18 protein-coding genes are annotated in these 18,886 nt (G+C 56.2%); 8 read left to right on the top strand and 10 right to left on the bottom strand.

Translation table 11 applies throughout. The features are described 5' to 3' along the window. Positions 1-50 precede the first annotated feature (50 nt). From K8R57_10275 to K8R57_10265, 3 genes are all read right to left on the bottom strand, one after another. Positions 51-1,826, bottom strand: coding sequence for a glycine--tRNA ligase (locus K8R57_10275; protein MCE9588685.1), 1,776 nt, complete (start codon positions 1,824-1,826; stop codon positions 51-53). Positions 1,827-1,941: 115 nt separating this feature from the next. After that, entirely contained in the window at positions 1,942-2,556 is a 615-nt protein-coding gene (locus K8R57_10270; GenBank protein ID MCE9588684.1) for a hypothetical protein, read from the bottom strand. 24 nt (positions 2,557-2,580) lie between these two features. Further along, positions 2,581-3,876 carry a glucose-1-phosphate adenylyltransferase gene (locus tag K8R57_10265; protein MCE9588683.1) on the bottom strand — a complete coding sequence of 432 codons (1,296 nt, stop codon included), beginning with the start codon at positions 3,874-3,876 and terminating at the stop codon, positions 2,581-2,583. A gap of 124 nt (positions 3,877-4,000) precedes the next feature. Between K8R57_10265 and glmS the strand changes: the two genes are divergently transcribed. Continuing rightward, on the top strand, positions 4,001-5,851 hold the full coding sequence (gene glmS, locus K8R57_10260) for a glutamine--fructose-6-phosphate transaminase (isomerizing) (GenBank protein ID MCE9588682.1): 1,851 nt from the start codon (positions 4,001-4,003) through the stop codon (positions 5,849-5,851). 427 nt (positions 5,852-6,278) lie between these two features. On the opposite strand, the gene K8R57_10255 is transcribed toward glmS, so the two are convergent. The 5 genes from K8R57_10255 to K8R57_10235 form a co-directional block, all read right to left on the bottom strand. After that, entirely contained in the window at positions 6,279-6,791 is a 513-nt protein-coding gene (locus tag K8R57_10255; protein MCE9588681.1) for an HIT domain-containing protein, read from the bottom strand. Positions 6,792-6,797: 6 nt separating this feature from the next. Continuing rightward, positions 6,798-7,961 (bottom strand): lipid-A-disaccharide synthase, encoded by a 1,164-nt coding sequence (lpxB, locus tag K8R57_10250; GenBank protein MCE9588680.1) that lies wholly within the window; start codon positions 7,959-7,961, stop codon positions 6,798-6,800. Beyond that, complete coding sequence (locus tag K8R57_10245) at positions 7,958-8,908, bottom strand: Gfo/Idh/MocA family oxidoreductase (GenBank protein ID MCE9588679.1); 951 nt, start codon at positions 8,906-8,908, stop codon at positions 7,958-7,960. Before K8R57_10245 ends, lpxB begins: the two co-directional genes overlap by 4 nt. Continuing rightward, entirely contained in the window at positions 8,905-9,720 is an 816-nt protein-coding gene (lpxI, locus tag K8R57_10240) for a UDP-2,3-diacylglucosamine diphosphatase LpxI (protein MCE9588678.1), read from the bottom strand. Before lpxI ends, K8R57_10245 begins: the two co-directional genes overlap by 4 nt. Positions 9,721-9,995: 275 nt before the next feature. Then, complete coding sequence (locus K8R57_10235; protein MCE9588677.1) at positions 9,996-10,313, bottom strand: hypothetical protein; 318 nt, start codon at positions 10,311-10,313, stop codon at positions 9,996-9,998. A gap of 83 nt (positions 10,314-10,396) precedes the next feature. On the opposite strand from K8R57_10235, the gene K8R57_10230 reads away from it, so the two are divergent. Next, positions 10,397-10,588 carry a hypothetical protein gene (locus tag K8R57_10230; protein ID MCE9588676.1) on the top strand — a complete coding sequence of 64 codons (192 nt, stop codon included), beginning with the start codon at positions 10,397-10,399 and terminating at the stop codon, positions 10,586-10,588. A gap of 73 nt (positions 10,589-10,661) precedes the next feature. Here K8R57_10230 and K8R57_10225 read toward each other — a convergent pair whose 3' ends face one another. Further along, entirely contained in the window at positions 10,662-10,994 is a 333-nt protein-coding gene (locus tag K8R57_10225; protein ID MCE9588675.1) for a hypothetical protein, read from the bottom strand. A 128-nt stretch (positions 10,995-11,122) separates the two neighbouring features. Beyond that, positions 11,123-11,401 carry a hypothetical protein gene (locus tag K8R57_10220; GenBank protein ID MCE9588674.1) on the bottom strand — a complete coding sequence of 93 codons (279 nt, stop codon included), beginning with the start codon at positions 11,399-11,401 and terminating at the stop codon, positions 11,123-11,125. A 516-nt stretch (positions 11,402-11,917) separates the two neighbouring features. Here K8R57_10220 and K8R57_10215 point away from each other — a divergent pair. The 6 genes from K8R57_10215 to K8R57_10190 all read left to right on the top strand — a co-directional run bounded on the left by K8R57_10215 (position 11,918) and on the right by K8R57_10190 (position 18,884). Next, the gene (locus K8R57_10215) at positions 11,918-13,129 is read left to right on the top strand and encodes a polysaccharide export protein (GenBank protein MCE9588673.1); all 1,212 of its coding nucleotides are present in this window, start codon (positions 11,918-11,920) and stop codon (positions 13,127-13,129) included. A gap of 69 nt (positions 13,130-13,198) precedes the next feature. Further along, positions 13,199-14,248 carry a hypothetical protein gene (locus tag K8R57_10210; GenBank protein ID MCE9588672.1) on the top strand — a complete coding sequence of 350 codons (1,050 nt, stop codon included), beginning with the start codon at positions 13,199-13,201 and terminating at the stop codon, positions 14,246-14,248. Between the two features lie 288 nt (positions 14,249-14,536). Beyond that, a complete protein-coding gene (locus K8R57_10205) occupies positions 14,537-15,637 on the top strand; it encodes a glycosyltransferase (protein ID MCE9588671.1) in 1,101 nt (366 codons plus the stop codon). 93 nt (positions 15,638-15,730) lie between these two features. Further along, on the top strand, positions 15,731-16,543 hold the full coding sequence (locus K8R57_10200) for an ABC transporter permease (protein MCE9588670.1): 813 nt from the start codon (positions 15,731-15,733) through the stop codon (positions 16,541-16,543). An 11-nt stretch (positions 16,544-16,554) separates the two neighbouring features. Then, positions 16,555-17,211, top strand: coding sequence for an ABC transporter ATP-binding protein (locus tag K8R57_10195; protein MCE9588669.1), 657 nt, complete (start codon positions 16,555-16,557; stop codon positions 17,209-17,211). 119 nt (positions 17,212-17,330) lie between these two features. Continuing rightward, positions 17,331-18,884, top strand: coding sequence for a glycosyltransferase family 4 protein (locus K8R57_10190; GenBank protein ID MCE9588668.1), 1,554 nt, complete (start codon positions 17,331-17,333; stop codon positions 18,882-18,884). Positions 18,885-18,886: the final 2 nt, after the last annotated feature.

The following is an 18,886-nucleotide window of genomic DNA, read 5'->3' as shown; positions in this document are numbered from 1 at the left end:
CTGCGCCTCTGCGGGAGACTATTTATCTTCGGGTGTCAGAGAGTTGAAGCTCACAAAATCTTGCTGAGCAGGAAGGGTAGCAGTTCCGCGATCGGGATACGGCGCTGTTCCATCGAGTCCCGCTCGCGCAGCGTCACGGTATCCTTGAACTCCGGCTTCTCCTCGCCGAGCGTCTCGAAATCGATGGTGACTCCGAACGGGGTTCCCGCCTCGTCCTGTCGGCGGTAGCGGCGACCGATGGCTGCGGTCTCGTCGTAGAAGACGCTCATGTGGGGGCGCAGAAGAGCGACGATCTCCCGGGCCTTGGAGACGAGTTCCGGCTTATTCTTGAGCAGCGGGAAGACGCCGACCTTGATCGGGGCGATCCTCGGATGGAAATGAAGCACCGTCCGGGTCTCGGTCTTTCCCTTATCATCGGTGACCTCCTCCTCGTCGAAGGCATTCGCGAGAATGGCCAGGGCCAGCCGGTCGAGTCCCGCAGAGGGCTCGATCACATGGGGTATGTAGAGACCCTTGAAGAGCTTCTCGCAGGTCGACGTGATCTCCTCGCGGGATGTTTCCGGATTTGTACGCGCCGCATGGGTCTCCTCGATAAAGGCTGTCTTCTGCTCCTGGGTCATTGCGTCGCAAGCGGCCTTCAACTCCTCGTCAAAATACTCGAGCTGTTTGCCGGAGTGGGTCTGATGCTGGGTCAGGTCGAAGGATCCGCGTGCCGCGATTCCTTCCAGTTCGTCGGTGCCGAAGGGGAACTTGTAGAGGATATCGACGCAGGCGCGGGCGTAGTGAGCGAGGTCGGCTTTGGACTGCCAATGGTATTCGAGGACATCCATGCCAAGGCCGATCGAGGCATAGTAGGCCGTGCGCTGCGCGACCCAGTAGCGGTGCCACATTTCCCAGCCCCAATCGGGCTTTGGTTCGCTCAGATCGGCTCCTTCATGCCATGCCGCCACGGATCTATGGATGAGCCGGACGGCCTCATCGGGCTTGATGAAGAACTCGAGTTCCATCTGCTCGAACTCGCGTGATCGGAAGGTAAAGTTTTTCGGCGTCACCTCGTTGCGGAAGGCCTTCCCGATCTGGCCGATGCCGAAGGGGACCTTCACGCGTGAGGAGTCGCAGACATTCTTGAACTGGGCGAAGATCGCCTGGGCTGTTTCGGGCCTCAGATAGGCGACATCGTTCTCGGTGGCCGTCGGTCCCACATAGGTGCGGAGCATCAAATTAAACGGCCTCGCCTCGTTGAGCATTCCGCCGGTCTCGGGATGAAAATCAACCGAACCATCGATCACGTCGATCTTCTCTTCGCCCAGGAGTTCTATCTCTTCCGGCTTACCTGCAGCGGTGCCTGCGTTCTGGGCAATAAGCAGGCGGACCCGCTTGCGGAAGCTCTCAATGTGCTCTCCCTGCTTCATCAAGACAGTGATGGTTCTGTCGAGATACCAATTTCCTGGAGCGGGCGCCTTGGCCCCAGTGAAGCGGATCACTGAACCGGCCTGGGGCTCCACATGGTCAGCGCGGACCCGCTTATTGGAGACGGTGCACTCACGCATCATGTCGGCGAAGGTATCGACATGGCCGCTGGCCTTCCAGATCGCCGGGTGCATGATGATCGTGGCATCGAGGCCAACCACATCCTCCCTCTCCCGGGTCATCGCACGCCACCAGGTATCGCGGAGATTGCGCTTCAGTTCCGCACCCAACGGGCCGTAGTCCCAGAAGCCCCCGATGCCGCCGTAGATCTCGGAGGACTGGTAGATGAAGCCGCGCCTCTTGCAGAGACTGACGATCTTCTCCATGCGGGTTTCTGTAGTGGCGGGTTTGGACATGATGGTAGAAGTAAAAGGTGAAAAAGTATGAATGTTAGAAGGTGGAATTCAATGAGTCGACCGGAAGCATCAAATTAAGCTGTCCCACTTTCCCACCTTCCCACATTCGCACTACTTAGAACGTCTCCCCATTCAGGGTCACGCTTCCGGTCTTGGTCCAGATGAGGCTGCCAGGGATCGCTTCCAGCTTTCCCTTGCGCTCCGCCACCGTGTCAAAGGGGGCGAGGAGAGTGCCTTCTTTCAGGGCGGTGCGGATGGCGGCTCGGAGTTTGAAGGAATCGAGCGTGCGGGTTGACTCGTCGAGCTGGAGTTCGCTCAGACGGATGCGTTCTGCGCCGATGCCGCCGGGAGGTGGAGTGCCGGGAGCCAGTAGCTCGTAATGGCAAAGGAGATATTTTCCAGCACCTCCCACTCCTCTAGCGCCCATCCCATCGAGTGACTTGAGAACCAGAATAGAGAATCCGTCCACCCTGCTGATCCAGGCGTCGAACTCCTGAGCGCTGCTGCCGGGTCTTGAGAAGGTCACGCGGTAATGATCCGAGGCGGTTGTCGGGGCCACGATTGCGGAATAAGAATGCCCGGCTTTCGCCTTGGTCTGCCACTGTCCGACCAGCCAGGTGTCGATGCTTCGGGATGGGCCTGTGGGAGGGTTGTCGTAGAGGCACCCCGCCAGCGGCAGAAGAATGCCAAGCAGTGGAAGGATTTTAAGGGCTCTAAGGATTCTCTTCATGGAAAGGATGGAACGGAAAAACCCTCAGATGCGGGTTCCTGCAGGAATGACTGCATTCTTGGGGATAACCACAATGCCATCCCGGATATAGTATCCCGGGCCTTCGGAGTTAGCATCCTTGTCGTGGGGAGTAATCACCACGCCGTCGCCGATCCGCGCGTTCTTATCAATGATCGCATCTTCAATGAGGCAATCCCTGCCGATGCCGATCGGAATCTCACCCGCCGGAGTGCCTCCCTTGTCGGATTCGTAGAAATCGGCGCCCATCACGATGGTGTTCTTTAGCCGTGATCCTGGTTTGATCAGGCTGCGGATTCCGAGAATGCAACGCTCCAGACGCGCTGAGTGGATCTGGCATCCATCCGAGATGATGGCGCGGTTAACGACCGTTTCCTCGATCACGCTGGCAGGCAGGAATCGCGACTGCGTGTAGATCGGCGCGCCGGGGGCGTAAAAATTATATACAGGCGCGGGATCGCAGAGATTGAGGTTGGCGTCGAAGAAGGAGCGGATCGTTCCGATATCTTCCCAATAGCCGCGGAAGACATAGGCCTGGACATTCCTTGAGCCGATTGTTGCCGGGATGATATTCTTCCCAAAATCATCCATCGTATTGTCGAGGCACTCGGCCAGCACCTGGCGGTTGAAGATATAGATCCCCATGTTGGCCAGGTAGAGATCCTGATTCTCAGGTTCATGGAGTTCGCAGAGGACTTGAGGCTTCATCCGTAGCTCCTCAAGGATAAGGGGATCCGTAGGCTTCTCCACAAAGCGAGTGATCCGCTGTTCCGAATCAGTCTCCATGATGCCGAATCCCATGGCCGCCTCGCGATTCACCGGAATGCAGGCGATCGTGAGATCCGCCCCGCCTGCAATGTGCTGCTGGAGGACGTCACGGTAATCCATGCGGTAGAGCTGATCCCCTGAGAGGATGATGAAATAGTCGTAATTCCCCTCCATGAAGGTGCGGAGATTCTGGCGGACCGCATCGGCAGTTCCTTGGTACCAGGTCGATCCCTCAGGGGTCTGCTGCGCCGCAAGGATCTCGACAAAGCTTGGAGAGAAATTGTCGAACTTGTAACTCGCGTTGATGTGGCGATGGAGGGACGTGCTGTTGAACTGAGTCAGGACGTAGATGCCGCGGATGCCGGAGTTCAGGCAGTTGCTGATCGGCACATCGACCAGACGGTATTTTCCGCCGATAGGCACCGCCGGTTTTGCTCGGTCCTTGGTGAGCGGGAAGAGACGCGTTCCGGCTCCTCCACCCATAATGATGGCCAGGGTGCGGGTCGCTGGGGCGATGACATGCTTGGTTTGCATACTCTTGAGGATAGATGAATTGGGGAAGACGGAAGCATCTTGCGAAGACTATGCCTGTTTGTCATTCTCTTAAATCAACCGAAATATCTCCGACCGAAGGTAACGGGAATCAAATCAAAATCTTATGTGCGGAATCGTAGGCTATGTCGGTCGTGCTGAGGCGGTCCCTATCCTTCTAGAGGGGCTTCGTCGCTTGGAGTACCGGGGCTACGACTCCGCCGGTGTGGCTACCCTAGAGGAGGGGATTATCTCTGTCCGCAAGGAGGTGGGACGCATCGATGATCTCTGCAAGGCTATCGCTCTCAACCCGATCGGAGGCTCCACCGGCATCAGCCATACCCGTTGGGCCACCCATGGTAAGGTCACCCGCGAGAATGCCCACCCGCACTTCGATCGTTCCGGCAAGCTAGCTCTGGTTCACAACGGCGTCATCGAAAACTATGCCGCTCTGCGCACACAGCTCGAGGAGGAAGGGCATCAGTTTCAGTCCCAGACCGACACCGAGGTTCTGGCGCATCTTATCGGCCGTGCCTTTGACCGTTCCGCCGAGCGTACCCAGGGAGCCCTTGTTTCCGCGCTGTGTGAAGCCCTTGGTCAGGTTGCCGGCACTTACGGGATAGCCATCGTGCATGCGGATCTTCCCGGAGTCCTTATCGGGGCGCGCCGTGGCAGTCCTCTGGTTCTTGGTATTGGCAAGGGGGAGTATTTCCTGGCCAGCGATGTCAGCGCCATCGTCGGCCACACCCACGATGTTGTCTATCTGAACGACTACGAGATAGCCGTCCTTAACAGAGAGGGATTCACCCTCTCCACGGTCCAGGGAAATGGAGCCGACTACAACGTCACCACGGTCGAGACGGCCGAAGAGGATGTGGGCAAGGGGGACTACCCTCACTACATGCTCAAGGAGATCCACGAGCAGGTCCGCACCGTCGCCGACGCCATGCGTGGGCGTCTCTCTCATGAAGAGGCCACCGCCAAGCTGGGCGGACTCAACATGTCCAATGCTGAGCTCCGCACGGTCGAGAGGATCGTGCTGACTGGCTGCGGCACCGCCTTCCATGCCGCCATGGTCGGCGAATACCTTATTGAGAGCCTGGCCCAGATCCCGACCGAGTGCGAGTACGCCAGCGAGTTCCGCTATCGGAACCTCCCCATGACCAAGGACACCCTGGTCTTTGTCTTAAGTCAGAGCGGTGAGACCGCGGACACCCTGGCCGCCCTGCGTGAGAGCAAGCGAAAGGGCCACCGAACCCTCGGCATCTGCAACAACGTGGCGAGCACCATTGCAAGGGAAAGTGACGGCGGCGTCTACATGCATGCCGGTCCCGAGATCGGAGTGGCCGCAACCAAATCCTTCACCTCACAGGTCACGATTCTCACCCTCATCGCTCTGCTCCTCGGTCGTATCCGCAACCTCTCCAGCTCCGCCGGCAGCCGCATCATCACCGAACTCGAAGCCCTTCCCGGTCAGATCGAGAAAGTTCTCCAGCTTGAGCCTGAGATCGCCAAGATTGCGAAGCGCTATGCCCAGTCGAAGGTGATGCTCTTCATGGGCCGACAGTACAACTATCCCGTGGCCATGGAGGGCGCCCTGAAGCTCAAGGAAATCAGCTATATCGCCGCCATGGGCTACCCAAGTGCGGAGCTGAAGCACGGGGTGATCGCCCTGGTTAATCCCGAGACCCCTTCCGTGGTGATCGCACCGCATGATGCTGTTTTTCAGAAGAACCTCAGCAACATCGAGGAGGTCAAGGCCCGCGGCGGTCCAGTCATCGCCATCGGAACCGAGGGTAAGGGGGAACAACTCTCGCTCGTCTGCGACGACGTCATCTTGATCCCAGATGCTCCTGAGATCTTGACCCCGATCCTGACATCGATCGTCCTTCAGTTCTTCGCCTACCACATCGCGGTGGAGCTCGGTTGTGACGTCGACAAGCCGCGGAATCTGGCCAAAAGCGTCACCGTCGAATAAGAGACGCAGGGATTGAACTCAGGCGTGCCCACGCCGCTCGCCCCCCCCAAAGAAATGGGGGGCTGCCTTCGGCAGTCCAACCTACTCCCGCCAGTCGCAGGTTTTTAGCGCGTTGTATTGTTGCTACTCGCTTGCTGTAGGAAAACTACAGCGTCGCTCACGCGCCTAACACCGCATCTAAAATCTCTGCGCGAGTTTGTCTGCAGGCTGTGTCCTAGAGCGGTTTCGGTTTTATATAACGCATTTACAAGGGAAGAAATCTCGCGCAAAGACGCAAAGGCGCAGAGTTTTTATGACTCATAGCAACGTATCTTTGGAGACATCGGTGACAGTCTTCTCCGGACCCAATCCTTTGTCTTTTCCTCTGCGCCTCCGCGCCTCTGCGCGAGTCATTCCCTCGGATGTATCCTAAAAGCCTTCATCCTCTTCAACCCTGTGAGTTTCTGTCTGCAGCAACGAGGCGGTCGTAGAGTGGTTGTAGTCCTTCGGGGATGATCCGCGTGCCGGTCAGCATCGGCATGAAGTTCTGATCTCCGCTCCAGCGGGGAACGATATGCAGATGCAGGTGCTCCTCAAAGCCTGCACCTCCAGCGGTGCCTATATTGAACCCCACGTTAAACCCTTCGGCCTTTGTGACTTCACGCAGGAGATGCTGGGCATGGCTGGCGAGGTTCCAGACATCGAGGGCCTCCTCTGCGGAGAGGTCCTCCATCCGCCCGGTTCTTTTATACGGGACCACCATGAGGTGACCGGAGGCGTAGGGGTATTTGTTCAGGATCAAAAAGGCATTCTTCCGACGGCAGACCACGAAGTGGGCTGCGTCATCGTCTGTGGATGCGGCCTCTGCAAGGAAGTCCTCCCCACTGGCGCGCTCCCGGCTGAAGTATTCGACACGCCAGGGAGCCCAGAGCGACTCCAAATGTTCTTTAGGGAATGACATGACTCCTTAATGAGGCTGTCTCGCCGGCTTTTCCAGACATTCAAGCACGGCATGAGCGGCTCTTTCGGAGGCGGAGAGGTCGCCACGTCTTCCCAATGAGTTCACGACAGAGGAAAGATCCGCGGCAAGTCGTTCCCGAGCCTCGGTGCTATTGAGCAGGCGGAGCGCCTCGTCGGCCAGGGCTGCCGGAGTGGCATCGTGCTGGATAAATTCCCGGACCACCGGGCGGTTGGCTAGGATATTGACGATGCCCAGATACGGGATCCGGATGACACGGATGCCAACCTCGTAAGTGAGCGTGGCGACCCTGTAGACCAGAGCATAGGGAAGGCCAAGGCAGGCGGCCTCAAGCGTTGCGGTTCCAGAGCATACCAAGCCTGCTGCGGCATGGCGCATCAGATCCTTGGAGTTGCCCGAGGAGATGGTGATCTGCAGGTTCTGCTCGCGTGCCATTGCCTGCATGAGTTCCGCATGGGTCGCGGTCGCCGCTGCCGCCTCGATCCTGATCTCAGGCCGAGATCTCAAGATAAGTTTCGCCGCGCCCAGCATGGCTGGGAAGATCTTGCGAACTTCGCGTTCGCGGCTTCCAGGAAAGAGACCAATCAGGGTTGCGTCGCGCTCCGAGGTGGGAACGGCATGCAGTTCCCCGACCATGGGGTGACCGGCGAAGATGGTGGGGAGACCCGAGGATTCGTAGATCTGCTGCTCGAAGGGGAAGATGCAGATCATCAGATCGAGTGCGCGTGCCATCTCGGGAATGCGACGACGGTTCCAGGCCCAGACCTGCGGACTGATGTAGTAGATGATACGGGTGGGGATCTTCCTTTTCCGGATCGCCTTGGCTAGGCGGACATTGAAGCCGGGGTAATCGACAAGGATCACCGCCTCGGGCGGGTCGGTCGCGAGTTTGTCGAGCAGTTCCGCAAATTTCTTTTTGAAATATCCGTAGTGGCGCAGCACATCCCAGAGTCCCAGGACTCCTGCCTCGGCGATCCAGTTATCCAAGGTGCCGCCGGAGGAGAGGGCTTCACCAGTCATTTTGGGGCCGCCCTTGCCGGTAAAGAGAAGCGTCGGATCCTGCTCCCGGAGCGAGCGCATCAGCGCGGTGCCGTGCGTGTCGCCGCTGGCCTCTCCGGCGATGATCGCGAGATGGCGACCCGACGTGCTCATGCAGGCAGAGAGGGCGATTTCTTGCGGGGATCGGCCTCCTCGATCTGTTTCGTGATTTGGATCGCCAAGTCGAGGGCCGCCGCCGCCTCGCGTCCCGTGACACGGGGTTGGATTCCCTCACGGGCGCAGGTGACAAAGGCGGCGAGTTCCCGCTGCAGGGGCTCTCCCTTGACTACTTTGACCCGCTCGCGCTTGATGCCACCTTCTTTGAGGCGGAGGATGTATCCGCTCTGGTTTTGGTAGTTGAGCGAGAGGTAGGCATCCTCTTGGAAGATTCGGATCTTACGCACCTTGTCCCGGCTGATGCGGCTGGCTGTCAGGTTCGCGACGCAGCCGTTCTCGAAGCGGATACGGACATTGGCAATGTCCTCACCCTTGCTGAGCACGGCGATGCCAACGGCATCGACGCTGACTACCGGGGAGCGTACCAAGTGGAGCAGGATTTCCAGATCGTGGATCATGACATCGAGGACGACCCCGATATCCATGCTCCGGTTGGGATAGGGGGAGAGGCGTGTGACCTCGAGAAATCGGGGATTAGCCAATTGCTTTTCGAGGGCCTCGAGACCTGGATTGAAGCGTTCAATGTGTCCCACCTGCAGGACGCAGTTGTTCGTGGTGGCGGTGGCCGCAAGGTCAAGGGCCTGGGCCGTATTCGTCGCGATCGGCTTCTCGATCAGGAGATGCTTTCCCTTCTTCAGGAGGAAGGTGCCGACCTCATGGTGGGATTCCGTCGGGGTCGCCACGGAGGCGACATCGACGAGTGCGGCAAATTCCTCAAGCGAGGTGCACGGCTTGCCGCCGTACTTGGAGGCGACTTTTTCCGCGTTCGCCCGGCTGGCGTCGTAGATGGCTACGAGTTCGCAGTCGGGAAGCTCGCTGTAGATGCGTGCGTGGTTGATGCCGATGCTGCCTGGGCCGACGACGCCGGCGCGAATAGTCTTCATGATGTGATTCCCCAGAGGGTGATGTGGTGTTGGGTGGCAAGTGACTCGACTTGATCCTTGTCGAGAAAGAGGGTGCGTCCCGCTTCCATCGCGATGGCTGCTACTCCTGCGGCGGCGGCTGTCTCCAGTGTGCGGGGGCCGACGACCGGAACATCAAAGCGCATGTCCTGACGGGGCTTCGAGACTTTCACGACGACGGCCTCGCCTTTCCCGAGTTCACCTCCCCGGCGGATGGTGGAGTCGGTTCCGTCGAATCCCTCGACGGCAAGGACCGTTCCCTTCTTCACAACAACGGTCTGGCCGATATCGAGGCGGCTCACTTCCTTGGCGATACCAAGGCCGTAGGCAATATCCTCCAGGATTCGGTCCTTGGGCTTCGGACCCGCGATGAGGCCTTCATTGGCAAGGTGTTGTTCCAGAAAGGTGGTGGCCACGAGGAGAGGAACACCTGCTTTTTCGAGTTCGTCGGCGATGGCCCCGAAGAGGGTCTCCGCATTGCGTTCCTTCAGCTTGGCCAGCAGGAGCAGTGCATGAAAATCGGGCCGCAGGTCGAAGAGATTTCCGGGGGCGATCTGACCCGCCATCATCGAGGCGGTGGCTCCGCTTTTCTTGGCAGCAGTGATCAGGCGGCCGAGTTGGCCGACGCGCATCCAGTGGATCTCGTCGACAAAGCCGGCTAGCGCGGGATCCGTTTCTCCCTCGAAGGCTGCTGCGACCACACGGCCCACGCCCGCCTCGCGCGCCCCCTTCACTGCAAGCAGCGGGTAGGAGCCGTTGCCGGCGATGAGAAAGAGTGTCTCTGGCTTCTGCACGAGCCATCAGGTTACCCGAAGGTCATTTCCAAGACAGCTAGAAAAACACGCTTTCGGATCTGCTTATCGGCGCTTCCCTGAAGAATTCTGAGCGGGCATGACAGAAATCTGAAAAACAGGGATGAAGCGGATATAAGGGATATTCACCACCGAGTCCTTGGTCCCGAGGACGACCCAAGGCTGATTTTAAGCTTATTTTTTCTCCCTCCACTTCACGTCACCATTCCGGCTAACGCTCCAGATCTCTTGTCATGATTCCATTGCAAAAACCTGGTTTATTCTGATTTTTCAGCAGCCCTCAGCGCGGTAACTTCCTCCGGGAGGTAGAGGCCATAGTCACGGCAGATGGAACGCACCTTGGTAATTGAGTCCGGATTTTTTCCTGCATCATGGAGGGTGAAGGCGATGGATCCCGCTTCATCCCAGAAGATCATCCCGATTTCCAGGCAGATCCGGTAGAAGTCCTGTTTTGAGAGCCCGCTTTTGCTGGCTGCAGCATTAATGCGCGCTTGAAGATTCTCCGGCAAGTGGACTGCGACAGTCGTCCCTGAAGAGGGTTTTTTAATCCTGAGTTTCTGTGGTTTGTCCTTCACGTGGAAAAATCATTCATCAGACCGATTGTTTTGGCCAAACGATTGTGTTGACATGTCTGGCAATAAATACCAGAAACACTATCATGAGCCCTTCAAAGAAAACTCCGGATGACAAGAAGGGAAAAGCAAAAGCAAAATCAGGGAAAATACGAATCGTTGTCTCAAATGATACAGGCAAAAAGATTCTCAAGGCCGCGATGCTGACAGAGATGCCTCCCGAACATATTGTGACACAGGCCATCAGCACAGGCCTCTCGATTCTGGCAACTCGGTAACTAAAAGGGGCAAAGCATCCGAACGTGCATCCTGTAAGTGATGCGCCTGAATTGAAATTCCCGGCAACCAGAGTTACGCGTGCCGCCTCAAGAGAGGTCCTATTCCAGCCCTATCCAGCGCTAGGTGGGCAGTCTGCTTCAGACCGCTGATTTCTGGAACATAAATCTCAATGATATAGCGGATCACCTGTTCATTGCTCAGCGGCTCGATTTCATGGTGAAACCGGGTCTCTTCAGAAGCGCCTTCGTGGCCGTTTTCATCAAGTTGGGCGATTTTCCAAATCTCACCTCTTCTCGCCTGATTAATGACTCTTTGCAGATAAAACCCTGATGCCTCGGAGTGATAAAGCGATTCGTGGATGTCCAGAAGTTCGCCATTCCCGTCCGGTATTCCGCCAATGCTCATAAGGAGCTGATCCGTCGAGGGATCGCAGGTGTGGTTCAATTTGGAATTCATCATCATTAAATCTACCACGGTTACTAGGTCGCAGAGTGTCCTATGCTTCTTAGTGAGGGATGAACATTAAGCCTATGTTATAACGATTGATCAGGGTGGGGAAGTGATGCTTTTTGTGAACGCAGGGTAGTCATGGGAACTTCTCCCTCTTTTACCTTTTGAACCGAAAACGATTGAAACTTCACTGGCATAGTGAAGAACCCGTGCTCCTCGTAAAACTCAATCGCCGCCAGAATTGCCGCCCGAGCGATTGAGCTGATCGCAACCCCCGATTCATCAGAGGCTTTCCGCAGACGCTCATTCAGTTCTGGTTCGAGGTTTACCGAGAATGTCGCATTTCGTTTCATGTCAAACATTTATCCACAATCTAGTCGATTCCGCTAGAGAATTCTCTTGCTGTAAATAGTCGAAACCACTAGAAATGCACAATTAGCAATACACTGTATCTCTTCTGATGAATAATGAACAAGCATCTTCTGATTCGAACTCTGGGATGATCCACTTGGAGATAGAGGAGGAGGCTGTGGAGAAACTACGCGCCGTGGCAAATGGTAATAGTGTGCCCTTGGATAGGATGATCCAACAGGCGATCAGTCATGGCTTGACCCTTTTGCGGTCTGATACAACTCGCGATTCCAAGGAGACTACTCCCACTATTGAGTAGTTAGTGAAGTGTCTCTCCGTTTATTTGGAGCGATATAAAATATCGTTAAATTTTTATTAACAAATATCTAATAGACATTAGTCAGTTTGTTTAAACCAGAAAATACAGAGCTTACCACTCTTCAAAAAGGGAAAATGCTAAGGCCATCCGATCTTTCCAATACGGTTTGGCCAAGGGCGGCAGCATACCTTGAACGGCTCTAAATCATATGAACAAAGCGTATCTCTCCATCTCCCTTAGCCTCTTGCTCACGGCCTGCGGTTCATTGCCTGTCGCCGGTCCCTCAACCTCCAAAATCCTCTCCGCCGGAAAGAAAGAAAACTCACTGCCTTCCGGAAAGTTCACTCTGCTGTCAGTCAACGATCATGTGCTTGATGTTTTGCGAGATTCCGGGATCAAGTGTGTCAATAAAGCATGCTCGGAGGCATCTCAGCAGGCCCCTGCAACGCAGAAAATCTCCATCGGCGACGTGATCAACGTCGCCATATACACCACGGGAGGGGGGCTTTTCAGCGGAGGAACGACCCTGGCACCCTCATCCCCAAGCATGCCCGGGAAGGAGGGAGGGGTCTCGATTGGCACCTCAGTGCCCAGCCAAATCGTGGATCAGGGCGAGTCCATCACCGTCCCGTACGTCGGCAGGATCAAGGTCACGGGCAAGGCCCCTTCCGAAGTGGAAGCTGAGATTGCGGAGCGCATGAAGGGGATGGCCTTCAATCCCTACGCCATCGTCACGATGAACGATAGGGTTGGCAGTGATCTGGTCACCGTCACCGGCGATGTGAAGCAGTCCCAGCGTGTGCGTGTTCCCCTTCCTGGACTTCGCGTTGCCGACGCCATTGCCCAGGTTGGAGGAGGCACGGGACGCGATTTTGAGACGGATTACACGGTAATCCGCGGCGGCCATACATTCTCCGGAAACCTTTCGACGGCTCTTCGTAACCCCGCCACAGATATCTTTCTCAAGTCTGGAGATATACTTTCCGTGAAGGTCAATTCATGGAGCTACCAGACCTTGGGGGCTACTGGACAAACCCTGCGTCCATTCCCTCATGAACAGTTCACCATTCTGGAGGCAATTGCCGGATCCAACGGATTGGATGACAACCGGGCCAACCCCGGAGGGGTATTCGTCTATCGCCTGGAATCACCCGAAGTACTCCACAGGCTGGGCCTTCGGACGGATCGGGACGGATCAACTCCCCAGCCCGTTATCTACCATCTCAACCTCCGCGATGCGGGAGGGTTTTTTAAGGCCAAGCAATTCTGTCTCAAGGACAAGGATCTCGTTTACGTTGGCAATGCTGGGATTATCGGCTTCCAGAAGGTTATGGGAGTGATCGGTGCGCTGACGGCACCCGCAGTCACTGGGCTTTCCGCAACCGCAGGAGTGGGTGCAGTGAAGACCCTCTCCCAATAACGATCGCTCTCTGATCCGTTCAAGACATTGCGTGATTTCGATTGTTTGGTCGCTCAGATGATCCAAGATATGAAAAAACTCCACCCGCAACTGGGGTCACTGCATCAGAGGGCGATGGGGGTCGTTCAAAAGACTTTCTCATGGCTGATGGCGAGACTGCCTGAGAAATGGAGGGTTGAGTCCCCGGGAGCCCTGATCCTGCTGGCTCGCGAGCAACTCGGGGCAAGACCCTCCTTCGCGCTGATCGTTGTTCTCCCCTCCGCCTTGGCCTTGGTCTACTACGGCTTGATTGCCAGTGATGTTTATGTAACCGAATCCACATTCGTTATTCATAGCCAGAGCCAGCAGGTCGCCCCCTCCGGTATCGGAGCCATGCTTCAGAAGACAGGATTGGGATCCATCGGCCAGTCATCCGATAATGTGTCCGCAGTCAGTGAGTACATCACGTCACGGGATGCCCTGAAGGAGCTTGATGAGAGCATGAACCTCATGAGGCTCTGGTCCAGCTGGAGGATCGATCCTATCCAAAGGTTTGCCCCCCTCGGCTTTGGGAGAAAGTTCGAATATTTCTACCCCTACTACAAAAAGCACGTGGCGGTGAATGCGGATGAAAAGTCCAGCCTCTGCACCCTGAGCGTGAAGGGGTTCACGGCCAAGCAGTCACTGGAAATAAACATGCTACTGCTCGATGCGGCGGAGAAGCTGGTGAACAAACTCAACGAACGGGCACGCAACAACACCATCGGATACGCTCTCAAAGAGGTCGAGGGTGCCCAGCGTCATGTGAAGGAAGCATCAGGCAAAATGACCGAAGAAGCAGCGAAGGTTGCGTCCCAGGATCTATCCCTCTCCGCGAAGGATTCGCAATACCAACTCCTACTGCTCGACCGCGAGTTTGCCAAATCACAGCTGGCCTCCACCATGGCCTCTTTGCAGATGGCTAGAGATCAGGCGCAGCGTCAGGATCTGTACCTGGAAGTCGTCTCTCAGCCGCACCTGCCCGATGTGGCCATAGAACCCAACAGAATCAAAAGCATCATTTCCGTGCTGGCCGTGGGTCTGCTTCTTTGGGGCGTCTGGAGCCTCTTCATCGCCGGGGTGAAAGAGCATCAGCATTAGGAAAAGCGAAAGGCTAAAGTATAAAGGCTAAAACAGATCTTGGCTGAGCCCAGGTGTTTAGGCTGAACCAAGCTTCAGGGATGGAGCGCGGTAGACTGCGAGCGACGCGAACAGCCCCATAGGGGCGCCACTGCTTCCGGGAGGAAGTGGCGTCAATGCTGTTAGACTATTAGCCCGGCGATCCATCGGTCCTTTAACTTTTTATTTTCCTACTTTTCACCTCTTTTGTCGCTTTCAGCTCCATCTTACCCATTCGGAGTCAACCTCATCGGTTATCCAAGGGCGGAGATGGGCCTTGGCGAGGATATCCGCCAAGTGGCGGAGGCTCTGAGAGCAAACGAAGTGCCCTTTTGCATTCTTGATGTGGGGCTCGGCAAAGGTTTTTCACAAAATGATTCCACTGCTGGGAAGTGGATCTCCGACCGACCCCTTTATGGATTCAATGTCTTTTGCCAGAATGGCTTCAAGACAGCACAGTTCCTGTCCAAGCAGGGCAGTGGATTGACACAGGGGCGCTATGCCATCGGGCTCTGGCCTTGGGAGCTGCCCGAGTGGCCAGAGCGTTGGCGCCCTGCCTACCAGTGCATCAACGAGATCTGGGGAATCAGTTCCCATACAGCAGACTCCTATCGATCCTTCCCCGGGCCGGTCCACCGGATGGGGCTCCCTGTCAGTGTGCAAAACGTTGCCCCAGTGGACCGTCGGGCTTTCGACCTTCCTGAGGATGCGTACCTCTTCCACTTCTCGTTTGACCTGCATTCCAAGACCGCCCGCAAGAACCCCTTTGGCCTGATCAAGGCATTCCAATCGGCCTTTCCATCCGAAACAAAGGAAGAAGTCGGTCTAGTGCTGAAAGTTAACCATGCCAAGACGCTCCGGTTTGACTGTCTCAAACTCCGCTGGATGGCAGAGAGTGACTCGCGCATTCATCTCATCGAGCAATCCATGCGACGACCCGAGGTGCTTTCATTGATGCAATGTTGCGACTGCTACGTCTCCCTCCATCGGGCCGAGGGATTCGGACGTGGCATTACCGAGGCACTCCTCCTCGGAAAGCAGCTTATTGCCACCGGATGGTCGGGCAACATGGACTTTTGCCTTGAGCCAAGGGTCGCCCTGGTGCGTCACCGGATGGTTCCCGTGAAACCAGGGGAATACTTCCACGGAGAAGGGCAGACATGGGCTGAGCCCGATCTAGATCATGCAGCAAAGCTCATGCGCGAGATCCGCAGGCATCCCCGTGATGTTTCAGTGGGAGCTTACGACTTCAGTCCCGCTACCGTCGGTGCCCGGTATGCCAAGAGACTGAGGGAAATTTATGAGAAGCACTGTTCCCCTCGAACAGCTCTTCCTCCCACCGCCCATCTTCTAGCTGCCAACTCCTTTTGAAATCATAACCATGATTTCTCGGCCTTCGACTCCCCCTTTAGCCTTCGCGCTTTAAGCTCTTACTCAGGTATCAGGTCTCAGCTTTCATCCCTCATGTCTTCCTCTTCCGCCCCTGCGGCCTGCTCCCTCCCCGAGTCCTTCGCGATCCATTGCCGAGTCATCTGGGCGCTCATGATGCGCGAGATGATCACCATGTTTGGACGGCATGGGCTGGGATTTGCATGGATCTTCGTCATGCCGATGATCCTAACGGTTGGCATCACGCTGGCCTGGAGCTTGCGGGGAGTCAGCGAGGGAGGTGCTGACATCCCCATCGCCGCCTTTGCTCTGACGGGATACTCCACCCTCATTCTCTACCGCAACATGCCCAGCACGGCGGCGTCGGCGGTAAAAATGAATGTCCCCCTGCTCTACCACCGCAATGTACGGATCGTCGATCTGTTCCTGGCACGCATCATCCTCCAGATCAGCGCCATCACCTTCTCCTTGGTGACCTTGACGATCATCTTCTCGTGGATCGGACTCATGCCGCCGCCACGGGATCCCCTGACGGCTCTGAACGGCTGGATGGCAACGGCTTGCTTTGGAATTGGCCTCGGCTTTTTTATCGGATCGATCGCCACCAAACACGAATGGGTCGATCACGTCTGGCATCCCTTCTCCTACATTCTGGGAGGCATCGCCGGGGCTGCCCTGCTCATGCAATCCGTCCCCCCCAAATTCCGTGAAATGCTCCTCTGGTTCCCGATCGTTCATGGGGCGGAGTGCCTCAGGGACGGTTACTTCGGGGATAAATTCACCCCTTATTATGATCTCTCCTACGAGTATCTCGCCAGCATCGTGTTGCTTTTTCTGGGGCTGCTTCAGATCAGGTCGATCAGGGGATACACAGAGACCTATCACTGACGCGAGTTCGCATGATCGAGCTTAGGGAAGTCACAAAAAAGTATCCCGTTCGTGGAGGGGAGCGCACGGTCCTCGATAGGATCACCTTCAGGATCGAGCGGGGCGAGAAGATCGGGTTTCTGGGTCGCAATGGTGCCGGGAAGTCCACCCTCATCCGCCTCATTGGGGGAGCGGAGGCCCCAACCAGCGGGGAGATCTACCGTGGAATGAGCCTCTCCTGGCCGCTGGCCTTCGGGGGAGCCTTTCAGGGACAGCTGACCGGACTTGATAACCTCAAGTTCATCTGCCGCGTCTACGGCAGGTCGATCGAGGACAAGATCCCTTTCGTCGAGGACTTCTCCGAGCTGGGCCGCTACTTCCGCGAGCCCGTCGGCACCTACTCATCCGGGATGCAGGCCCGACTGGCATTTGCCATCTCGATGGCCGTGGAGTTCGACTGCTACCTCATCGACGAGGTGATGACCGTGGGGGACAGGCGCTTCACGCAGAAATGCCACGAGGAGCTGATGGTCAAGCGGGCCGACCGCTCCCTTATCGTCGTCTCGCACCACGAGGACCAGATTCGCAATACCTGCACCCATCTGGGCGTCCTGGTCCAGGGAGTGCTTCACCGATTCGAAGACCTCGACGAGGGATACGACTTCTACCACCGCCACGCTCACGAGTGATCGGCACCCGGCTTACAGCACCCCGCTCCAAACTCCTAGCTCCAACCTCCCGCCTAACCTTTATGCATCAATCCATCAGCGCAATTACCCCTTCCTCCGTGGAGGAAGCACCTCCTGAAATGAAGACCAAGATCCTCATCGAGATGCGTCCTGCCTTTGATGGATATGCCGGCATCCCACAGGAGACCCGACTCCTCTTCTCCATGATCTCCAAGCTGGATAGTTTCGAAGTCGAGGGCCTCCTGCAGGGAGGTGGTGCACATTCTAATCTAAGCCGAGGTACTCCCAGAAAATCCGCTTCCCTCTTCGGTAAGAAAAAGCATCCTTCACGCCGTTACGGCACCTACTCGAAGGTTATCATCTCGCTCAAGGAGAAGCCCTATAAAAGTTGGGTGGAAAGGATTGCGGATTATTGGAAGAGCCGCGCTGAGTCTCTGGCGTTGAAAGGATCCTTGATCACGAATTCGAAGATCAAAACAACCGAGTTTAAGTCCGAGTCCTTCGAGGACTTCATCTGGAGAACCATCTTTGCCAAGACACTTCCCTCCAGTGACTTCAAGCGGATCGTCAAGGCTAACTACAAGATATTCACCGTATCATGGCATGGAATGCATAAGGCTGGCCTCTTTAGTCTTAATTGGTGGTTCCATTCCATCTACCCCAAAGTTGATCTGGGGGATATCGACATCTTCATCGCCCAGACACCTTACCCTGCGCGAGTGTCGAGCAGGACCAAGATGGTCGTGCGCTATCACGACACCATCCCGATCTTCCTACCTCATACCATCAATGATGTCTCCGAGCATCAGGCTACCCACCTCTATGCTCTGGAAGGCAACGTGAAGTCCCGAGCCTGGTTTGCCTGCGTCTCCGAGGCCACCCGTCAGGATCTACTCAAGCTACACCCCGAGGTGGAGGATCGGGCCGTGACGATCCATAACATCATCTCACCACATTACTTCAAGGAGGAGACCCCATTTGAAAGGGTTCGAGGGATTATAAGATCTAGGATTGCCGCCTATGATGCAGATACAAAAGAGTATGATCTCTTTCCTAAGTTCTTCAACTTGAGGGAGCAGGAGAATTTCTTTAAGCAAAACCTCTTCCAGAAAGAGTTCAAGTACCTGCTTGTTGTTTCCACCGTCGAGCCTCGCAAGAACCACTCACGCGCCATCGCTGCCTGGGAAATCCTCAAGGAAGAAGTTGATCCGGATCTTAAGCTGGTGATTGTGGGAACCCTCGGCTGGGGCTTTCAGACGATGGTCAAGCAACTACGCACTTGGATCGACCGCGGGGAGCTCTTCATGCTTAATAAAGTGCCCTCACCTGATCTCCGGGTTCTCTACCGGCATGCAGCGGCAACAGTCTGCCCCAGCGTTCAGGAGGGATTTGACTTCAGCGGAGTCGAGGCGATGAGGAGCGGAGGCATCGCGTTGGCCTCAGATATCCCGGTGCACCGAGAGATCTACGAGGATGCAGCGGAGTACTTCGACCCCTACTCTACTGGGAGTACCGTCGATTGCCTCAAGCGGGTTCTGTATAGCCCTGACGCGGAGGCCATCCGCGCGAGACTCGAGAAACGGGGAGATGAGATTTCGAGCAGATACCTGCCAGATAAGATCCAGCCACAGTGGGAGGCGTTTTTGGAGAAGGTGAAGAATTCAAAAAACTGATT

This window comes from Verrucomicrobiota bacterium (assembly GCA_021413925.1).
Classification (GTDB): Bacteria; Verrucomicrobiota; Verrucomicrobiia; order Chthoniobacterales; family UBA6821; genus UBA6821.
Note: the sequence above shows the minus strand (reverse complement) of the source record. Positions and strands in the feature narration are given on the sequence as shown.

What these genes read in the sequence shown, in the direction of transcription:
- K8R57_10275 (MCE9588685.1), bottom strand. Translation starts at nt 1,826, where the DNA reads ATGTCCAAACCCGCCACTACAGAAACCCGCATGGAGAAGATCGTCAGT.
- K8R57_10270 (MCE9588684.1), bottom strand. Translation starts at nt 2,556, where the DNA reads ATGAAGAGAATCCTTAGAGCCCTTAAAATCCTTCCACTGCTTGGCATT.
- K8R57_10265 (MCE9588683.1), bottom strand. Translation starts at nt 3,876, where the DNA reads ATGCAAACCAAGCATGTCATCGCCCCAGCGACCCGCACCCTGGCCATC.
- glmS (MCE9588682.1), top strand. Translation starts at nt 4,001, where the DNA reads ATGTGCGGAATCGTAGGCTATGTCGGTCGTGCTGAGGCGGTCCCTATC.
- K8R57_10255 (MCE9588681.1), bottom strand. Translation starts at nt 6,791, where the DNA reads ATGTCATTCCCTAAAGAACATTTGGAGTCGCTCTGGGCTCCCTGGCGT.
- lpxB (MCE9588680.1), bottom strand. Translation starts at nt 7,961, where the DNA reads ATGAGCACGTCGGGTCGCCATCTCGCGATCATCGCCGGAGAGGCCAGC.
- K8R57_10245 (MCE9588679.1), bottom strand. Translation starts at nt 8,908, where the DNA reads ATGAAGACTATTCGCGCCGGCGTCGTCGGCCCAGGCAGCATCGGCATC.
- K8R57_10230 (MCE9588676.1), top strand. Translation starts at nt 10,397, where the DNA reads ATGAGCCCTTCAAAGAAAACTCCGGATGACAAGAAGGGAAAAGCAAAA.
- K8R57_10225 (MCE9588675.1), bottom strand. Translation starts at nt 10,994, where the DNA reads ATGAGCATTGGCGGAATACCGGACGGGAATGGCGAACTTCTGGACATC.
- K8R57_10220 (MCE9588674.1), bottom strand. Translation starts at nt 11,401, where the DNA reads ATGTTTGACATGAAACGAAATGCGACATTCTCGGTAAACCTCGAACCA.
- K8R57_10215 (MCE9588673.1), top strand. Translation starts at nt 11,918, where the DNA reads ATGAACAAAGCGTATCTCTCCATCTCCCTTAGCCTCTTGCTCACGGCC.
- K8R57_10210 (MCE9588672.1), top strand. Translation starts at nt 13,199, where the DNA reads ATGAAAAAACTCCACCCGCAACTGGGGTCACTGCATCAGAGGGCGATG.
- K8R57_10205 (MCE9588671.1), top strand. Translation starts at nt 14,537, where the DNA reads ATGGGCCTTGGCGAGGATATCCGCCAAGTGGCGGAGGCTCTGAGAGCA.
- K8R57_10200 (MCE9588670.1), top strand. Translation starts at nt 15,731, where the DNA reads ATGTCTTCCTCTTCCGCCCCTGCGGCCTGCTCCCTCCCCGAGTCCTTC.
- K8R57_10195 (MCE9588669.1), top strand. Translation starts at nt 16,555, where the DNA reads ATGATCGAGCTTAGGGAAGTCACAAAAAAGTATCCCGTTCGTGGAGGG.
- K8R57_10190 (MCE9588668.1), top strand. Translation starts at nt 17,331, where the DNA reads ATGAAGACCAAGATCCTCATCGAGATGCGTCCTGCCTTTGATGGATAT.